Raw genomic sequence first — 15,923 nt, 5'->3', positions numbered from 1 at the left:
AAATAGGTTGTCCTTTATGGTTCAGCCTATTTTATTTTTATGCTTATTCAATATTTTAATAGTTAATTCAGTTATAGTATTAGTTCATTAGAAAAAAAATTATGCGATTAATATTTACTGTATTCATTTTTATAATAAGCATTCAGCTAAAAGCTCAAACTGAGAATATACACACCTCTTTTTCACTTAATTTGATTGCTAACCAAAGAATAATTCAGGAAACATCATTTGAGTTTACTGCTATAGCCCTAAAATCCCAACAAATTAATGATTTTTCAACTATTGGCTTTATTTATAATTCGGATACTCTTTATTTCAATAATGACACGCATACCGAAGGAGTTTCTGATTACTTCTACTCTACTCTTATTCATTTTGACAGGCCTCAAGATGCTATAGAATTATTCGTCCAAGAAGATATTGATGACTTAGAGGTTATATTGGTAAATGGAAGCGGAGAGTATTCAAATTTCACTCAAAGAAAATCAGAATCTAGTCAGAATAATGATTGTGAATTAAATAATGTGATTCAACAATCGGAATGGAGGGCCGGACTACCAGATCCTTCTTACAATAGGAGTTTTACAAACACTGAAAATATGATAGTCCATCATTCAGCAGGCTCCAATAATATTTCTGATTTCACGCAGGCAGTTCGAGATATATACATTTTTCATACTGAAGAAAATGGTTGGTCGGATATAGGGTATAATTATCTAGTAGCTCCTGATGGAGTGATTTATGCCGGTAGAGATCCTGATACAGGAGCTCAAGATGAAGTTATTGGCGCTCATTTTTGTGGATCTAATTCTAATACTATGGGGGTGTGTCTCTTAGGAAATTATGAAACTGTTGAGCCCACTTCGACTATGTTAGAAAGTTTAGAGGAAGTCTTAAGTTGGAAATCTTTTAAGGACGAATTAAATCCATTAGAAAGTAGTTCTCATCCTTTAAATTCAAATTTGGGCGTTATAGCCGGACATCAAGATGGTTGTAATACCTTATGCCCAGGGGAGAACGTATTTAAGCGATTACAGGATATTAGAGTCAATGTAGATGAACAGTTGTCTGTTTGCAAAGGTGAAGAAGATGAAGATGAAGATGAAGATCCGATTATAGATATAGAAATTGATTCTATTCTTAGTCAAAAAATTTATCCTAACCCTATTAAAGATGATTTTTCATTTAGTTTGAATTTAACCCAAGATCGTCAAGATGAATTACAGTATATTCGAATAATCAGCCAGGAAGGCAAGAAGATTTTGTGGCAAAATCTTTTCTTCAGAGAGAATAAAATAGAAGTTACACTACCCAATACTTTAAAGCCAGGGATTTACTTTTTGCAGACTTCCTTCAAAAACGGTGAAGAAAAATCACAGCGATTTTTAATTTTATAAAATCAATACATCTAGAATTTAAGTTTTGCTTAGCAACACCTTTTCAGCCATATTTGCAACTCATAAATCATTAGGCTATTGCAAAAAATTAAAACCATCATATTCGATTTAGGAGGTGTAATCATTAATTTATATGTTGAGAAAACCATCTCGGCTTTTGCTCAACTATCGGGATTGTCTGAAAAGGAAGTGGAAAAAGCATATTTATCGGCTGATGTTTTTAAGCAATATGAAAAAGGGTTGATATCCGATGATGAATTTCGTCAAAGCTTAAGAGATAATTTTAATTTAAAAGCTTCAGATGATGAAATTGATCAAGCTTGGAATGCTATGTTAGGCGAAATCCCGAATGATAGAATTGAATCAATTAAAAGCTTAAAGCAAAATTATAAATGCATAGTCTTGAGCAATACCAATGCCATTCATGAGAGTGCATTTCATAAAATATTATCAAATTCATTTTCATATCAGCATTTAAATGATTTGTTTCATGAAGTATATTTTTCACATGATTTAAATCAAAGAAAACCTGATCAAGAGATTTATCAAAATGTATTAAATCTTTCTCAAACAGAAGCAACAGAAGCACTGTTTATGGATGATGGTCAAGCTAATTTAGATTCAGCCTCTAAATTAGGAATCCATACACTTCACATCCCAAGAAATGATGGTTTAATGAATTTATTGAAGCATAAATTATCTACAATATGATAGAAAAGAATTTCCGATATTATGCAAAGAAGATTTTACTCTTTGTATTAACATTTATTACCACCACATTGGCTGGGTCGGAATGGATAACAAATCGTTTTATTTTTAATTCTCCTGATTACTCTTGGGCTGATTTTCTTGCGGGATTACATTATTCGATTCCTTTTCTCTTCATTCTTACCGTACATGAATTTGGTCATTTTTTTACAGCCAAATACCATAAAGTGGAAGTTACATTGCCTAATTATCTTCCACTTTGGCTAGGATTTATGAGTGCAGTTTCATTCGGGACAATGGGCGCTTTAATCAGAATAGTTGGTCCAATTAAATCAAGAAAACAATTTTTCGATATTGGCATAGCTGGCCCAATTGCTGGCTTTGTCGTAGCACTTGGAGTATTATTCTACGGATTCACCAATTTGCCTGAACCTGAATATATTTTCGAAATTCACCCTGAATACGAACAGTATGGCTTGGATTATGCTGATCATGTCTATGATAATGGAGAGGAGATGATGGGGATCAGCTTGGGGAATAACTTACTATTCAGCTGGTTTGAGGAAAATGTTGCTGATCCTGAGCGACTGCCTAATCACAGGGAAATAATTCATTATCCTTATTTATTTGCAGGCTTTTTAGCTTTGTTCTTTACGGCTTTGAATTTAATTCCTATTGGTCAGCTGGATGGAGGTCATGTGATTTACGGTCTATTTGGTGCTAAGAATCATCAAATTATAGCCTTTACGCTCTATATGATTTTCACCTTTGTAGCGGGCTTAGGATTAATTACTGCAGGAATTGATTTGGGTGATTTTGCTTTGTATAGTGCTATGTATGTAGGCTTTTTGTATTTTTCATTCAAAGGCTTAGGCTTTCAACAATCCACTACTTTAATGATTGCAGTGGGAATGTTTGTAGCACAATATTTAACTACTTATATATTTCCATCGGTTACAGGGTTTTCCGGTTATTTACTTTTTGTATTCCTGTTAGGAAGATTGATTGGGGTAAAGCATCCAGTTGCTCCCGATGACAGACCACTAAGTACTGGAAGAAAAGTATTAGGATGGATTTGCCTCATCATTTTCATTATCTGTTTTAGTTTTGAGCCTTTGGTTTTGGAGTAGTATTCGGCTAAGCTGAAAAGGTATTTCACGCAAAGTCGCAAAGCCGCAAAGACCTCGCAAAGAAAAATATGTAATAATTGAAGAATCAACTTGCACACCATTAATTTAAATTAGGTTATAAAATTTTCTTATAAACGTTGCGTAAACTTTGTGCCTCAGCGTCTTTGCGAGATTTTTAAATAGCATCTTTGATGCTTATAGAAGTTAAGACTCCGCTGGAAAGTTGAATTTTTCATAATTAAAACACTATTTTTGCGTTCATCGATTACAACAACAAACCATAAAATTCTGAATGTCCATCCTCGTTAAGGGTCTTATAAAAAAGTACGGAGAGCAAACTGCTGTCAATGATGTTTCCTTTGAAATAAAGAAGGGGAATATTGTAGGCTTTTTGGGGCCAAATGGAGCCGGGAAATCTACTACCATGAAAATGATCACAGGTACTTTGCCTTGTAATGCCGGAATTGTGGAAGTAGATGGAATTGATGTAGCCCAACAACCCTTAGAAATCAAAAAACATATTGGCTATTTACCTGAACATAATCCCTTGTATCTGGATATGTACGTGCATGAATTTCTGCGCTTTTGTGGAGGAATCTATGGGATGTCTGGCAAAGGATTGAAAAACAGAGTGGCTGATTTGGTGGAATTATGTGGACTACAAAAAGAGCAAAACAAACAAATTGGGGCTTTATCCAAAGGTTATCGACAAAGAGTAGGATTAGCCCAAGCTTTGGTGCATGATCCTTCTGTTTTGATTTTAGATGAGCCCACTACAGGTTTGGATCCCAATCAAATTATTGAAATAAGAAATTTGATATTGTCGATCAGCAAGGATAAAACAGTTTTGCTTAGCACGCATATTATGCAGGAGGTACAAGCACTTTGTAATCGAGCCATCATTATTAAAGAAGGAAAATTGGTTGCAGATCAGGCCGTGAATGAATTAACAGAGGAAAAAGAGAAGTTTACCATTAAAATAGAATTGGAAAAGCAAGCTGATTTGTCATTCTGGACTACTCATCAGGAGGTCAATACAGTAAAAATGGTAACGGAAACAGAATATTTGTTGGAGACTACTAAAGATATCCGAAAAGAAATTTTGAATTGGGTCACCCAAAATGATGTCGATTTAGTCGGAATTTCATTAGAAAAAGGCAATATGGAAGAAGTGTTTCACAAACTCACCCAAAATAACTGAGCCTATGTGGAGTATTTTTACTAAAGAAATTAACAGCTTTTTAAATTCACTCATTGCCTATTTGGTCATGGGTGTTTTTTTGGTCAGCATGGGGTTGTTGGTGTGGGTATTCCCTGATACCGCTATCTTTGAATATGGTTATGCCGATATGGGCATTTTCTTCAATTTGGCACCTTATGTATTGATGTTTTTAATTCCAGCCATCACCATGAAAGCCTTGGCTGAAGAATCGAAAAGCGGCACTTTTGAATTGCTGATGACTAAACCCATTACAGAGCTCAAACTATTATTAGGCAAGTATTTAGCGGGATTAGTGCTAGTGGTGATTTCATTGGTTCCCACTTTGGTTTATTATTTTTCTTTGTCCTATATCAGTAATCCGGTTGGAAATATTGATTCAGCAGGGATTATGGGCGCTTATGTAGGCTTACTGTTTTTGGTTTCCGCTTATACTGGCATTGGAATATTTGCTTCTTCCTTATCTGAAAATCAGATTGTGGCATTTATTATTGCGGTTTTTATCAGCTTTATCTTTTTCATGGGATTCTCGTCTGTAGCTGATCTATCACTTTTAGCAAATGCTGGTTTTCAAGTTGAGAAAATTGGAATGTTGGCTCATTATGATTCCTTAGGAAAAGGAGTAATTGATTTTCGAGATGTCCTGTATTTTCTTTCTATAACAGCATTGTTTTTAGGAGCTACTTTTTGGGTTTTAAAACTAAGGAAATGGAATTCTTAAATAGAAAGACAACTGAATATACGCTGAAATTTTTGATCTTGCTCACCTTGGTGATATTTGTAAATCTTGCCATGCGTCATCAGATTTTCCGTTGGGATTTGACAGAAGAAAAGCGCTATTCCATGAATGATGCAACTATCTCTATGCTTCAAAATTTGGAAGAGCCAGTATATGTGGAGGTTTATTTGGCAGGTGATATCAATTCGGAATTCAGCCGTTTGCAGACTGCGATAAAGCAGACTTTAGAGCAATTTAAAACCTATGCTTATGGAAATCTGCAATACAGTTTCATCAATCCTGATGAAGCGAGTTCCGCCAATGCACGAAATGAATTTTACAGATATTTAGTGGATAAAGGGATTCAACCTACTACTGTTTTTGATAATGCAGAGGGAAGGAAATCCCAAAAATTGATCTTCCCAGGAGCCGAAATTTCTTATGGAGGAAGAAGTTTGCCCGTTATTCTATTGAATGGTAATAATGCAGCAGGGGCTAGCCAAGCCATTACTCAATCTATTGAGAATTTGGAATATGAATTAGCGAGTACTATCAAAAGCCTTGCAAGCCCAGACAGAAAAAGTGTGGCTTTATTTCAAGGAAAAGGAGCTCCTTCCGGGAAAGTCTTGAAGGGATTGAATGATGCCATCAGCTCTAAATACGATTTAATTCCTGTTCAAAATACGGAAAGGCTATCCAATTTTGATGCCACCATATTTTTAAGACCGACAGAGGATTTTAATAATTCCGAGCTTTATGATATTGACCAATTTATCATGAATGGAGGAAAAAGCTTGTTTTTCTTGGATGGTTTGATGATGGATGTGGATTCCATTAAGGATTATGGCGCTATGGCTTTACCTATTGAAACCGGGCTTGATGATTTATTATTCAAATATGGAGTCCGAGTAAATAAAGATGTATTGCAGGATGTTAATAGCGGAAATTTCCCTATAGTAACTGGGAATATGGGTAAGGATCCGCAAATACAATTATTGCCTTGGCCATATTATATCATTTTGAATAAATATGCTAATCATCCGATAGTTCGGAACATGAATGCCGTTTACGGGAAATTCGTGAGTTCAATTGATACGGTAACAGCAAATGGAATTAAAAAAACACCATTAATTTTCACTTCTGATTATACTCGACAATTAAAAGGACCTATTCACATTAGTTTCGAGAATTTAAAAGAAGATATAAAGCCTGAAAATTTCAATTTGAAAAATGTACCAGTAGCTTATTTACTAGAAGGTGAATTCACTTCAGCTTATCAAAACCGTTTACCACCCGAAGGAAAAGAGAATTCTGACACAAAGAATAAAAGCGTTGACAACTCAATAATAGTCGCTTCGGATGGCGATTTATTATTGAGTGAAATCGATAGAAAAAATGATAAGCCTTTTCCTTTGGGAGTAGATCCTTATGCAAAGCATCCATCAAATTTTGCCAACGACCAATTGATTCTCAATATGTTGAATTATTTATTAGATGAAGATGGCTTGATCATTTCGAGGAATAAGGATTTGAAAATCCGTCCTTTAGATAAAGTGAAAGTATCGGAAGATAAAGTATGGTTACAATTTGTAAACGTAGCTTTGCCAATTGTTTTGATTATACTTTTTGGCATTTTAAGATATTATTGGAGGAAGAGAAAATATTCAAAATTCAATGGCTAAGTCTCAATCTAAAAAAAATATCGTCTTATTATCCGTTTGGATCGTTTTAGTGCTATTGACTATTTTAGCCTACAGCTATAATCCTTATGAAAGAAAATCCACTTCTTTTGAAAAGGATTTATTTGCTGTTGAGAATGCCAATCAAACAATTTCCCGCATCGAATTAAATGGACAGGATTTCAGTAATACTTTAGAGAAAACAGGAAATTCGTGGTCTGTAAATAAGGAATATCTTCTGGATGCTTCCATGCAACAAGTGTTTTTCAAATTGTTGGAGCAAATCAGCATTCAAAGGCCGATAGTAGGGGAGAATTCAGCTAAGATTAAGCAAAATGTATTGGATTCAGGCGTAAATGTTAATATTTATGGAAATGAGGGCTTAGTAAATTCTTACACTGTAGGCGGAGATTTTCAAGCAATGAAGTCTTATTTTGTGAAAGGAGAGGATGTTTATTCGGTGCAATTACCAGGTTATCAAAGCTATGTAGCAGGGATTTTTGAAGTCCCGGAAAATGACTGGCGTGACCGTGTAGTTTTTGAAGGAATATGGCAGGATATGGTCAGTTTGAAAATCAATAGACCCAGTAAGCAAGCAGTAGAATTCAAATACGAAGATCGATTATTGCGCATCCAAAACCAGCAAGCGGACACTGCAGAAGTGATGAATTTCGTAGAGCGTTTTAATTATTTCTTTGTAGATCAATTCCTACCTGAAGATCATATAGCCTTAAAGAAAAAAGAAAGTTTCGATAAAGCCGGTACCATTGAAATTGAAGGCTTGGATAAAGACAAAAGCTTAAGATTAGAACTCTTTAAAAATCCTGAATTTAATGCGTACCTAGTCCATATCAATGGCAAGGAATGGGCAGCAATCCGGAATGAACGGATGGAGAAGATTTGGATAGAGTTGGAGAAGTTGTAGAATTAGTAAGTAATTTAGATTGTGAGATATGTGCAATTATAATAATTGTTGAGCAGAATTATGAAGAGATATGCAAGATAAAGAGTTAAAGATTGAGTATACTTCCCTAGTCTTAGCGTCTCGCTAAGACATTCAAGGTACATAGGATTGATATAAACTACCCATTTAATAGCTCTTAAAATCATAGTGATTTTATGTCAAAATGAGAATTTTTCAATAAGTCTTAGCGAGACGCTAAGACCAGTATCTACCTTTCTGCGTCAATCACGTCTTTAAACCTGACAACCAAATATCATATCAAATTAATTTTATTTTATCCCAATCATATTTCAATTTTATTGCACCCCTAGTCTTAGCGTCTCGCTTAGACCCTCAGGGCACATTAAAGTAATTTAAGCATTTCATATAAATGCAATGTTAAATTATCTCCCAATGCAAAATGGAAATTGTTTCATAAATCTTAGCGAGACGCTAAGACCAGGCATAGACTCAAAAAAGTATTAACATATTAATTAGTAATGAATTTTTTCAAAATTGATGTTTTTATTAATTTAGTTTTCATGGGAAGAAAATATGCTATACGCAATCAAGAAAGCTTTTACTTTGTAACTTTTACGGTCGTTTACTGGCTTGATGTATTTACAAGAATTGAGTACCGTAATATTTTATTGGAATCTATCAGGCATTGTCAAGATGAAAAAGGGTTAAATGTCGGAGCTTGGTGTATAATGACAAATCATGCTCACATGATAATTGGTAGTGAGGGTAAATCCAATTTGGAAGATATTATTAGAGATATGAAAAGTTATACTTCCCGACATATAAGAAAATATATGGAAAATAATCCTCTTGAAAGTAGAAAGGATTGGATGATATGGATGATGCAAAGAGCAGGGAAAAAGAAGTCTAACAATAAAGATTTTCAATTTTGGCAACAGCACAATCATCCTATTGAGCTTACTTCTAATGAGTTAATTGAACAAAGGCTTGATTATATTCATAATAATCCCGTCAAGGCTGGATTTGTTGAAACTCCTTCGGATTGGTTATATAGTAGTGCCCGAGATTATGAAGGAAGAAAAGGATTGCTTGAGATTTTTTATCTAGATTAATTTACTTCCCTTGTCTTAGCGTCTTGCTAAGTTGATTGGTTCGGCCAGTACCCAGGGAATGGGTTGTGGGACATAGCCAGTTTTGGGGTGAGAGTCTTAGCGAGATGCTAAGACCAGCACCAGCATATTATATTGATTTAAGGATTTCATTTTAATGCAATGTCAAATTATTTTCCAATGTAAAATGGGAATAGTTTCATGAATCTTAGCGAGACGCTAAGACCAGTGTCTGGATCATCACATACGTTAATTCATAACTTGCAAACCAGAAAACCTGATAACATGCCAACCTAAATTCAACTTATTTCCACCATATTTTACCGTATTCCCCTTTTTATAATCCGTGAAAGGAAATTCCCGACTTCAAACTTCCCACTTCCAACATACATCACCCTTTAAAAACCCATTTTTCAACTTTTGCCTCCCATTTAAGAATTTTTTATTGCTTAATGCACTATAAAGTATAGATTTGCAAATTAATTTTTAACTTTGTTGGTAATACAAAATCAAGAAGTTTATAGCTAAGCTTTTGATCAATTTTAAAAGCGAGCCCTAAATAAAAAACTATGAAATTTTTAGTATCCTCATCTGCATTATTAAAGCAAATTTCATCCATCAATGGGGTGATTTCAACCAATCCCATGGTGCCTATTTTAGAGAATTTCTTATTTGAGATTCAAGATGGTCTTTTGACTATCACGGCTTCGGATTTGCAAACTTCCATGATTACCGAGATTGATGTGGAATCATCTGAAAATGGAAGCATAGCCGTTCCAGCTAGGATTTTAATGGATACTTTGAAAAACCTACCAGAGCAACCGGTGACTTTCTCCATTGATGAGGAAACATACAGCATAGAAATTAGCTCTGATAATGGTCGTTATAAATTAGCAGGGGAGAATGCAACCGATTTCCCTAAAGTACAGGAAGTTGAAAATCCTGATACAGTAGATATTTCAGCAGATGTTTTAGCAACTGCTGTTAATCATACCATTTATGCTACCAGCAATGACGAATTACGTCCGGCTATGGGTGGTGTTTATGTGAAATTTGATGAAACCAATACCACTTTCGTAGCAACTGATGGTAACCGTTTGATTCGTTACAGAAGGGTAGATGTGGCTTCAGATTCAGGAACAGGCATCATCATTCCTAGAAAAGCTTTATCCTTATTGAAAAATAGTTTGCCGGCAGAGAATGTGAACGTAGCAGTGGAATTTAATATGTCCAATGCTTATTTCAAGTTCAATAATATTAAGTTGATATGCCGATTAGTTGATGAGCGTTTCCCAGATTATGAAAATGTAATCCCTGCTGAAAATAACATCAAATTGACCATCAACCGTCAAGAGTTTATGGCTTCTTTGAAAAGGATTAGCATTTATGCTAATAAAACGACTCATCAGGTGCGTTTGAAAATCAATGGTAGTGAATTACAAATCTTTGCTGAAGATTTAGATTTCTCCAACGAAGCCAATGAAATCATGGCATGTGAGCACCAAGGAGATGATATTGAAATTGGCTTCAATGCTAAGTTTTTAATTGAAATGTTAAATAACCTAGACAGCAAAGAAGTAAGCATTGACATGTCAGCACCGAACAAAGCCGGTTTATTATTCCCATCCGATATGGACGAAAACGAAGATATCTTACTGTTGGTAATGCCGGTGATGTTGAATAATTACGTTTAATAAAATATTCCTATTTAAAAAAAAAACCTTTATAATTTTAAAAATAAAGGTTTTTTTTATTAGTTATTTTGTGAAGCATTAAAGCTTAGATTCTAAATACTTTATTTTATTGTCCATCCCAGAAGTATTGATTATTTCTTACTGGTATAGGTTCGAATTAAAGGTGATAAAAAAAGAAGGATATTTATGATTTTCATGAATTCTCTCAAAAAAATCACTAATAAATTCTGAATATTTTTTTTCCTGAAATTATAATTATTCCTAGCTGTATCTATCTTAAATATTTATAAAGTCATTTTGTATTTTGACTTTTTAAGAAGGAGAATTGGCTATTTCACAGAATCCTAATTGTAACTCATAATTTATTGAAATTTGCATGTAATTTTATTTTGTTTTTCGCAACAAATAAATTACAATTGTATCGATATTTCAGCCGAGTTTGAATCACTAATATTGAAACTCTGTGCCAAACCTAAAAAATGAGCTATGGCATTAAAACCTTATAGAATTTATCATTCTTATTATTTTATACTGTTTTTAATTATTGATATAGTATATATTATCTTTCATTATTTTATTGTTCATCTTTTTCACAGAAAGCAGATGAAGGAGATAAGTAATAATTGAAGATGTGATTTTTTATCAAGGATAAACCAATTGCAAGGTGAAAACGAAATCATCTAAAACAAATTTCATAAAATAAGCCCCGTACAATATGCTGAATCGCAAAATTAAGACATAAGTACGAGGCTATATAAATAAAATGTAAATATAAAAATAACAATTATGACGACTAATTTTTTTAATCGTATAAAAATTTCTCAAGTATTATTAACATTTGCTGTTGTTTTTCTAGTAGCATGTACAGAAGATGTAAATGAAGAGTTGAAAAAGAAGGATGACAGTATTTATAAGATAATTAATAACAGATATGAATTTGATCATCTTGAAGACTTCCACAACTTAATAAGTACCGAGTCTGAAGATAAACTGAAGGAAATTTCAGATTATAATTTATATAACAGTTTCATTTCTTTTTCAGAACGAAATTATAACAGAAGGTTTATTGAAGAAGATGATGAAGATGAGATAATTTATTCATTGCTTAACGAAAATGGAGTTATTCAAATTCAAAATAAATTATTTCAATTAAATTTTGATGATGAAACTGTTCTTGTTTATCAGAATGAGGAAGAACTGGAATTAAGAAAACCTACAAGAATTTATTCATTTGAAGAGGAGGTATTAAGTATCGAATTTGATGAGTCATATGATGAAAATGATACTCAAAGATTATCTTATTGTAGTTCTAAAAATTCCGATTGGATCGAATTAATGAGCTCTTCTCAAGGTATTGTTGAATATAGACTAAGATATTTGAAGTTAGGCATATATTATTCAGTAACAGGAAAAATAAGAAAGAATAGTAGAGGTGGTGCTGTAAATATGAATATAGAAACTCAAGGTTTCCCAATCTTCTTTAGAAATAAAAGAAGCTGTTATGGGAATTCTGTTTCCTCTTCAGCTGGTGGCTATAATCAGAGCTATAAAATTAAACCTTACGCTAGTACTAGAAGATTGAAAGCTTATAATTTTAGAGTTTATGTTTCTGCATCAGATGGGCAATTGTTGACTAGTGCAGGTGCTTTTGCAACAATTTCTTGTAGACCTTCAGACTCGTGCTAATTAAATGAAAATAAATTTACTTTTATTAGTAAGCCTTTTACCGGGCTTGCTTTTTTCTTGTGTTTCTGATGTGGATGTACAACTACCCAAGCATTCTAGTAAGATTGTACTTTATTCTGTTTTATCGGATAATGATACAATTAAAGGTTATGCTGGCTTATCGTCTGATTTACTTTCTGAAAAAATTGGGACAGAAGACCTTGATATAGAATTATTCGAAAATAATGAATTGATTTTTCAGTCCAGTATTTTGGCTGATACATATTTCAATACAAATATCATAGCTAATAGTAATTCTTCATATCATTTCAAAATAAGTTTTGATAATCAGGAAGTAGAAGCTTTTACTTTGATACCTGAAGCACCTGTTATAGAAGATATTAAATTTACTGATTCTGTTTTCATCAGTGAATTCGGACCAGTAAGCAGAGTGGAATTTGTAATTAACGACTCTTCAAATAATCCCAGATTCTACGAAGTTGAACTTTCAGCTTTTTATGATCTGTACTATCCTAATGGGGAACCCTATCCGGGTAGTATATTTTATGGTTTTAATTCAGACCCAATTATAATAGCTGAAGATATAGAAAGGTTTGCTCCATATAGTATCGTTTTTTCAAATCGGCTGTTTAATGGAACCCGCCAAACTATCAGTATTTATTATTACAGAGTTAGCTTTTTTGAAAATGGTCCGGTGGATTATGATTACAAACTAATCGTTGAATGTAAATCTATAACCGAAGATTTATATCTCTATAAGAAATCCTTATTCAAACATCTTGATACGCAGTCACCAGATATTGTTAATGGGTTTGATCAAATAAATGATGTATACTCCAATATTTTAAATGGCTATGGAGTTCTCGGAGCCGCCAATATAGTTTCGGATACAGTTAATAAAATACAATAGTAAGCTCATGAATTGTAAAGTAATTCTACAGAGGTATAATGCTAAAAAATATTTAGTTTTTTTAGCTCTTTGGATATGTATAGTTTTAATCCCTTTAGAACTGACTGCACAAATTAATACAATCAGTGGCTTTATTAAAGATAGATCGACAGGAGAATTGATAATTGGAGCAACTGTATATGATAAAGAGTCTGGTAATTTTTCGGCTTCCAATCAGTATGGTTTTTATACTCTTGAAATTAATAATTCAGATAGTGTGCTACTTCAAATAAATCACTCAGCCTACAAATATCTGGATACATTAATATCTAGTCCAAAGGGTTCAAGGAGAGTCAATTTTCATCTTAAACCAAAAGGTTTTCTAAATGAAGTAGTAGTATACAGTAAAAATGATTTTAATGCTCACAATCTTTATGGTGTAAATTTAATGAGTTTGGAAAGCAGGACTATAAATCAGTTACCAGCGTTGGGAGGTGAACCCGATGTGCTTAGATCTATTCAGTTTCTACCAGGAGTAACAGCTACCAGTGAGGGTAGTAGTGATTTTTCTGTCAGAGGTGGTAGTAATTTTGAAAATCTCATAATGCTAGATAATGTTCCACTTTATTATGTCAATCATTTAGGAGGTTTTGTTTCAATATTCAATTCGGATGCAATTAATAATTTTGATTTGTTCAAAGGTGGATTTCCTGCTAAGTATGGTAACAGGCTTTCTTCAGTCTTAGACGTAAATACCTTGGAGGGAGATAGACAAACCCAAAAAGGAAAGGCGAAAATTGGATTGATTTCGTCTAGCGTCAGTTATCAAGGGCCAATTAAAAATGAGAAAACATCATTTTTTATATCTGGTCGTAGATTTATGTATGATTTGATAATGCGCCCTTTAAGTAAATTGCTTTTTGACGGTACTTCGTTTGGTTACAGTTTCTATGATCTAAACGCAAAGATCAACCACGATTGGAATGAAAACAATAAATTTTATTTAAGTATTTACGCTGGAGATGATGGCAATATAATCAAAAACGAATCGGAAAATAATATCTCAAATAATTATCAAAAATGGGGGAATAAATTTGTTTCGATGAGATGGAACCATATTTATTCACCTAAATTGTTTAGTAATTTTACACTGGCTTTTTTAAATTATAGGTTTACGAATGGAATTAAGTATGTCGACAATAATCCAAAAATTTTAAATGAAAGCATCTCGACTTCACGCATCAATGATATATTGTTAAAATTAGATTACGAATATTTTCTAAAAACAAATTTGTCCTTAAACTTTGGTTTACAACAAACCTATCACTTTTATCTCCCGAATCAATTAAGTGAGTTTAAGTCTGAGAATAGTAATGTAGTAATAGATTCTAACTATCTGAGAAGCTCTATTCGTGCATATGAAAGTAATTTTTATGCGCACGTTGACTGGGGCCTTTATAAAAAGATTACTATCAGCCCAGGACTAAGATTAGGAATTCTTGCTGTTGAAAATAAGGCTTACCTATTACCCGAACCTAGATTTAATATGATATTTAAAGCTAATGAGGGAAATGTTTTCAGTTTTGCCTATGCCCTAATGCATCAAAATATTCATTTATTGAGCAGCACTGGTTTGACTGCACCAATTAATATTTGGCTGCCGTCAAGCGAAAATATCAGACCCTCGCAGTCTCAACAATTAAATGTAGGTTATGTTAAAAATTTCCGATCTCAGGAATTTAAAATATCAGGTATGTTATACTATAAGAAATATTCAAACTTGGTAATGCCACGGCAGGAGATAGGCTTGTTGTTTGAAACTCAACCAAATTTCATAGAAGAAAACATTAATGTGGGTAGAGGAAGAGCTTACGGTTCAGAGTTGGTGTTTGAAGTAAATAAGCCAAAATATCAAGCCTGGACTACTTATACCCTGTCTAAATCCGTGCGTCAGTTTAATGAGATTAATGGAGGGGAAGAATTTCCGTTCCAGTTTGACAGAAGGCATGCTATCGATTTAGTAGTAGTATTTAAGGTAAAAGAAGGCGTAAATTTCTCAGCAACTTGGAATTATACATCTGGTGCTCCGATTACTTTACCCGTGGGAAAGTATCAGGTTCCTCATGATAACAATCCTAATTTTATGAATAATATTTTAATCTACGAGGATGTCAATAATTTTAGGATGGGAGATTACCATCGACTAGATATTGGTATAAATTTCATTAAACAAAAGCGAAAAGGTGAAAGGATATGGAATATCAGCATCTTTAATATCTATAATCGTAAAAATCCGTATTTTTATTTTTTAGAAAGAAATGATATTGAGGGCCAATTATCTTTGAAGCAACAAAGTCTATTCCCTTTTCTTCCTTCTTTTAGTTACACTTTTAGTTTTTAATCGAGATGTTAATAAACTAAATAGCAAAGAAGTAAGCATCGACATGTCAGCACCAAACAAAGCCGGTTTATTATTCCCATCTGACATGGATGAGAATGAAGACATCTTGCTATTGGTAATGCCTGTAATGTTAAATAATTACGTTTAAGATTTAAACAAAATTCAATTAAAAGCCCTTTGTTTTTAAAATTATAAAGGGTTTTTTTATTAGTTATTTTGTGAAGCGTAAAAGCTTTGATTCTAAATACTTTATTTTATTGTCCATCCCAGAATTATTGATTATTTCTTACTGGTATAGGTTCGAATTAAAGGTGATACAAAAAGAAGGACATTTATGATTTTCTTCAATTCTCTCAAAAAATCGCTAA

12 protein-coding genes and 1 pseudogene are annotated in these 15,923 nt (G+C 33.2%); all 13 read left to right on the top strand.

The genetic code is table 11. The annotated features are described in order from the left end of the window. The first annotated feature begins 101 nt into the window (after positions 1 to 101). Positions 102 to 1,397: an N-acetylmuramoyl-L-alanine amidase gene (locus ABWH96_RS17360; protein ID WP_375578773.1), complete on the top strand. Its 1,296-nt coding sequence runs from the start codon at positions 102 to 104 to the stop codon at positions 1,395 to 1,397. A gap of 78 nt (positions 1,398 to 1,475) precedes the next feature. Next, a complete protein-coding gene (locus tag ABWH96_RS17355; RefSeq protein WP_375578772.1) occupies positions 1,476 to 2,108 on the top strand; it encodes an HAD family hydrolase in 633 nt (210 codons plus the stop codon). Next, positions 2,105 to 3,235 carry a site-2 protease family protein gene (locus tag ABWH96_RS17350; protein ID WP_375578771.1) on the top strand — a complete coding sequence of 377 codons (1,131 nt, stop codon included), beginning with the start codon at positions 2,105 to 2,107 and terminating at the stop codon, positions 3,233 to 3,235. Before ABWH96_RS17355 ends, ABWH96_RS17350 begins: the two co-directional genes overlap by 4 nt. Positions 3,236 to 3,527: 292 nt before the next feature. Next, positions 3,528 to 4,436: a gliding motility-associated ABC transporter ATP-binding subunit GldA gene (gldA, locus tag ABWH96_RS17345; protein WP_375578770.1), complete on the top strand. Its 909-nt coding sequence runs from the start codon at positions 3,528 to 3,530 to the stop codon at positions 4,434 to 4,436. A gap of 4 nt (positions 4,437 to 4,440) precedes the next feature. Further along, the gene (gene gldF / locus ABWH96_RS17340; protein ID WP_375578769.1) at positions 4,441 to 5,175 is read left to right on the top strand and encodes a gliding motility-associated ABC transporter permease subunit GldF; all 735 of its coding nucleotides are present in this window, start codon (positions 4,441 to 4,443) and stop codon (positions 5,173 to 5,175) included. After that, a complete protein-coding gene (gene gldG, locus ABWH96_RS17335; protein ID WP_375578768.1) occupies positions 5,163 to 6,854 on the top strand; it encodes a gliding motility-associated ABC transporter substrate-binding protein GldG in 1,692 nt (563 codons plus the stop codon). The genes gldF and gldG overlap by 13 nt, the downstream gene beginning before the upstream one ends. Next, the gene (locus tag ABWH96_RS17330) at positions 6,847 to 7,776 is read left to right on the top strand and encodes a hypothetical protein (RefSeq protein ID WP_375578767.1); all 930 of its coding nucleotides are present in this window, start codon (positions 6,847 to 6,849) and stop codon (positions 7,774 to 7,776) included. Before gldG ends, ABWH96_RS17330 begins: the two co-directional genes overlap by 8 nt. A 560-nt stretch (positions 7,777 to 8,336) precedes the next feature. After that, positions 8,337 to 8,888 (top strand): transposase, encoded by a 552-nt coding sequence (locus ABWH96_RS17325; protein WP_375578766.1) that lies wholly within the window; start codon positions 8,337 to 8,339, stop codon positions 8,886 to 8,888. 566 nt (positions 8,889 to 9,454) lie between these two features. After that, on the top strand, positions 9,455 to 10,579 hold the full coding sequence (gene dnaN, locus ABWH96_RS17320) for a DNA polymerase III subunit beta (protein ID WP_375578765.1): 1,125 nt from the start codon (positions 9,455 to 9,457) through the stop codon (positions 10,577 to 10,579). A gap of 786 nt (positions 10,580 to 11,365) precedes the next feature. Beyond that, positions 11,366 to 12,265, top strand: a complete 900-nt coding sequence (locus ABWH96_RS17315; protein ID WP_375578764.1) for a hypothetical protein — start codon at positions 11,366 to 11,368, stop codon at positions 12,263 to 12,265. A 4-nt stretch (positions 12,266 to 12,269) separates the two neighbouring features. Then, positions 12,270 to 13,175 (top strand): DUF4249 family protein, encoded by a 906-nt coding sequence (locus ABWH96_RS17310; RefSeq protein WP_375578763.1) that lies wholly within the window; start codon positions 12,270 to 12,272, stop codon positions 13,173 to 13,175. Between the two features lie 7 nt (positions 13,176 to 13,182). After that, positions 13,183 to 15,555 carry a carboxypeptidase-like regulatory domain-containing protein gene (locus tag ABWH96_RS17305; RefSeq protein WP_375578762.1) on the top strand — a complete coding sequence of 791 codons (2,373 nt, stop codon included), beginning with the start codon at positions 13,183 to 13,185 and terminating at the stop codon, positions 15,553 to 15,555. Between the two features lie 7 nt (positions 15,556 to 15,562). Then, positions 15,563 to 15,703, top strand: a pseudogene (locus ABWH96_RS17300) (DNA polymerase III subunit beta); the annotation flags it as partial. Positions 15,704 to 15,923: the final 220 nt, after the last annotated feature.

It is taken from the genome of Marivirga tractuosa, assembly GCF_042140215.1.
Lineage (GTDB): Bacteria > Bacteroidota > Bacteroidia > Cytophagales > Cyclobacteriaceae > Marivirga > Marivirga tractuosa_A.
Note: the sequence above shows the minus strand (reverse complement) of the source record. Positions and strands in the feature narration are given on the sequence as shown.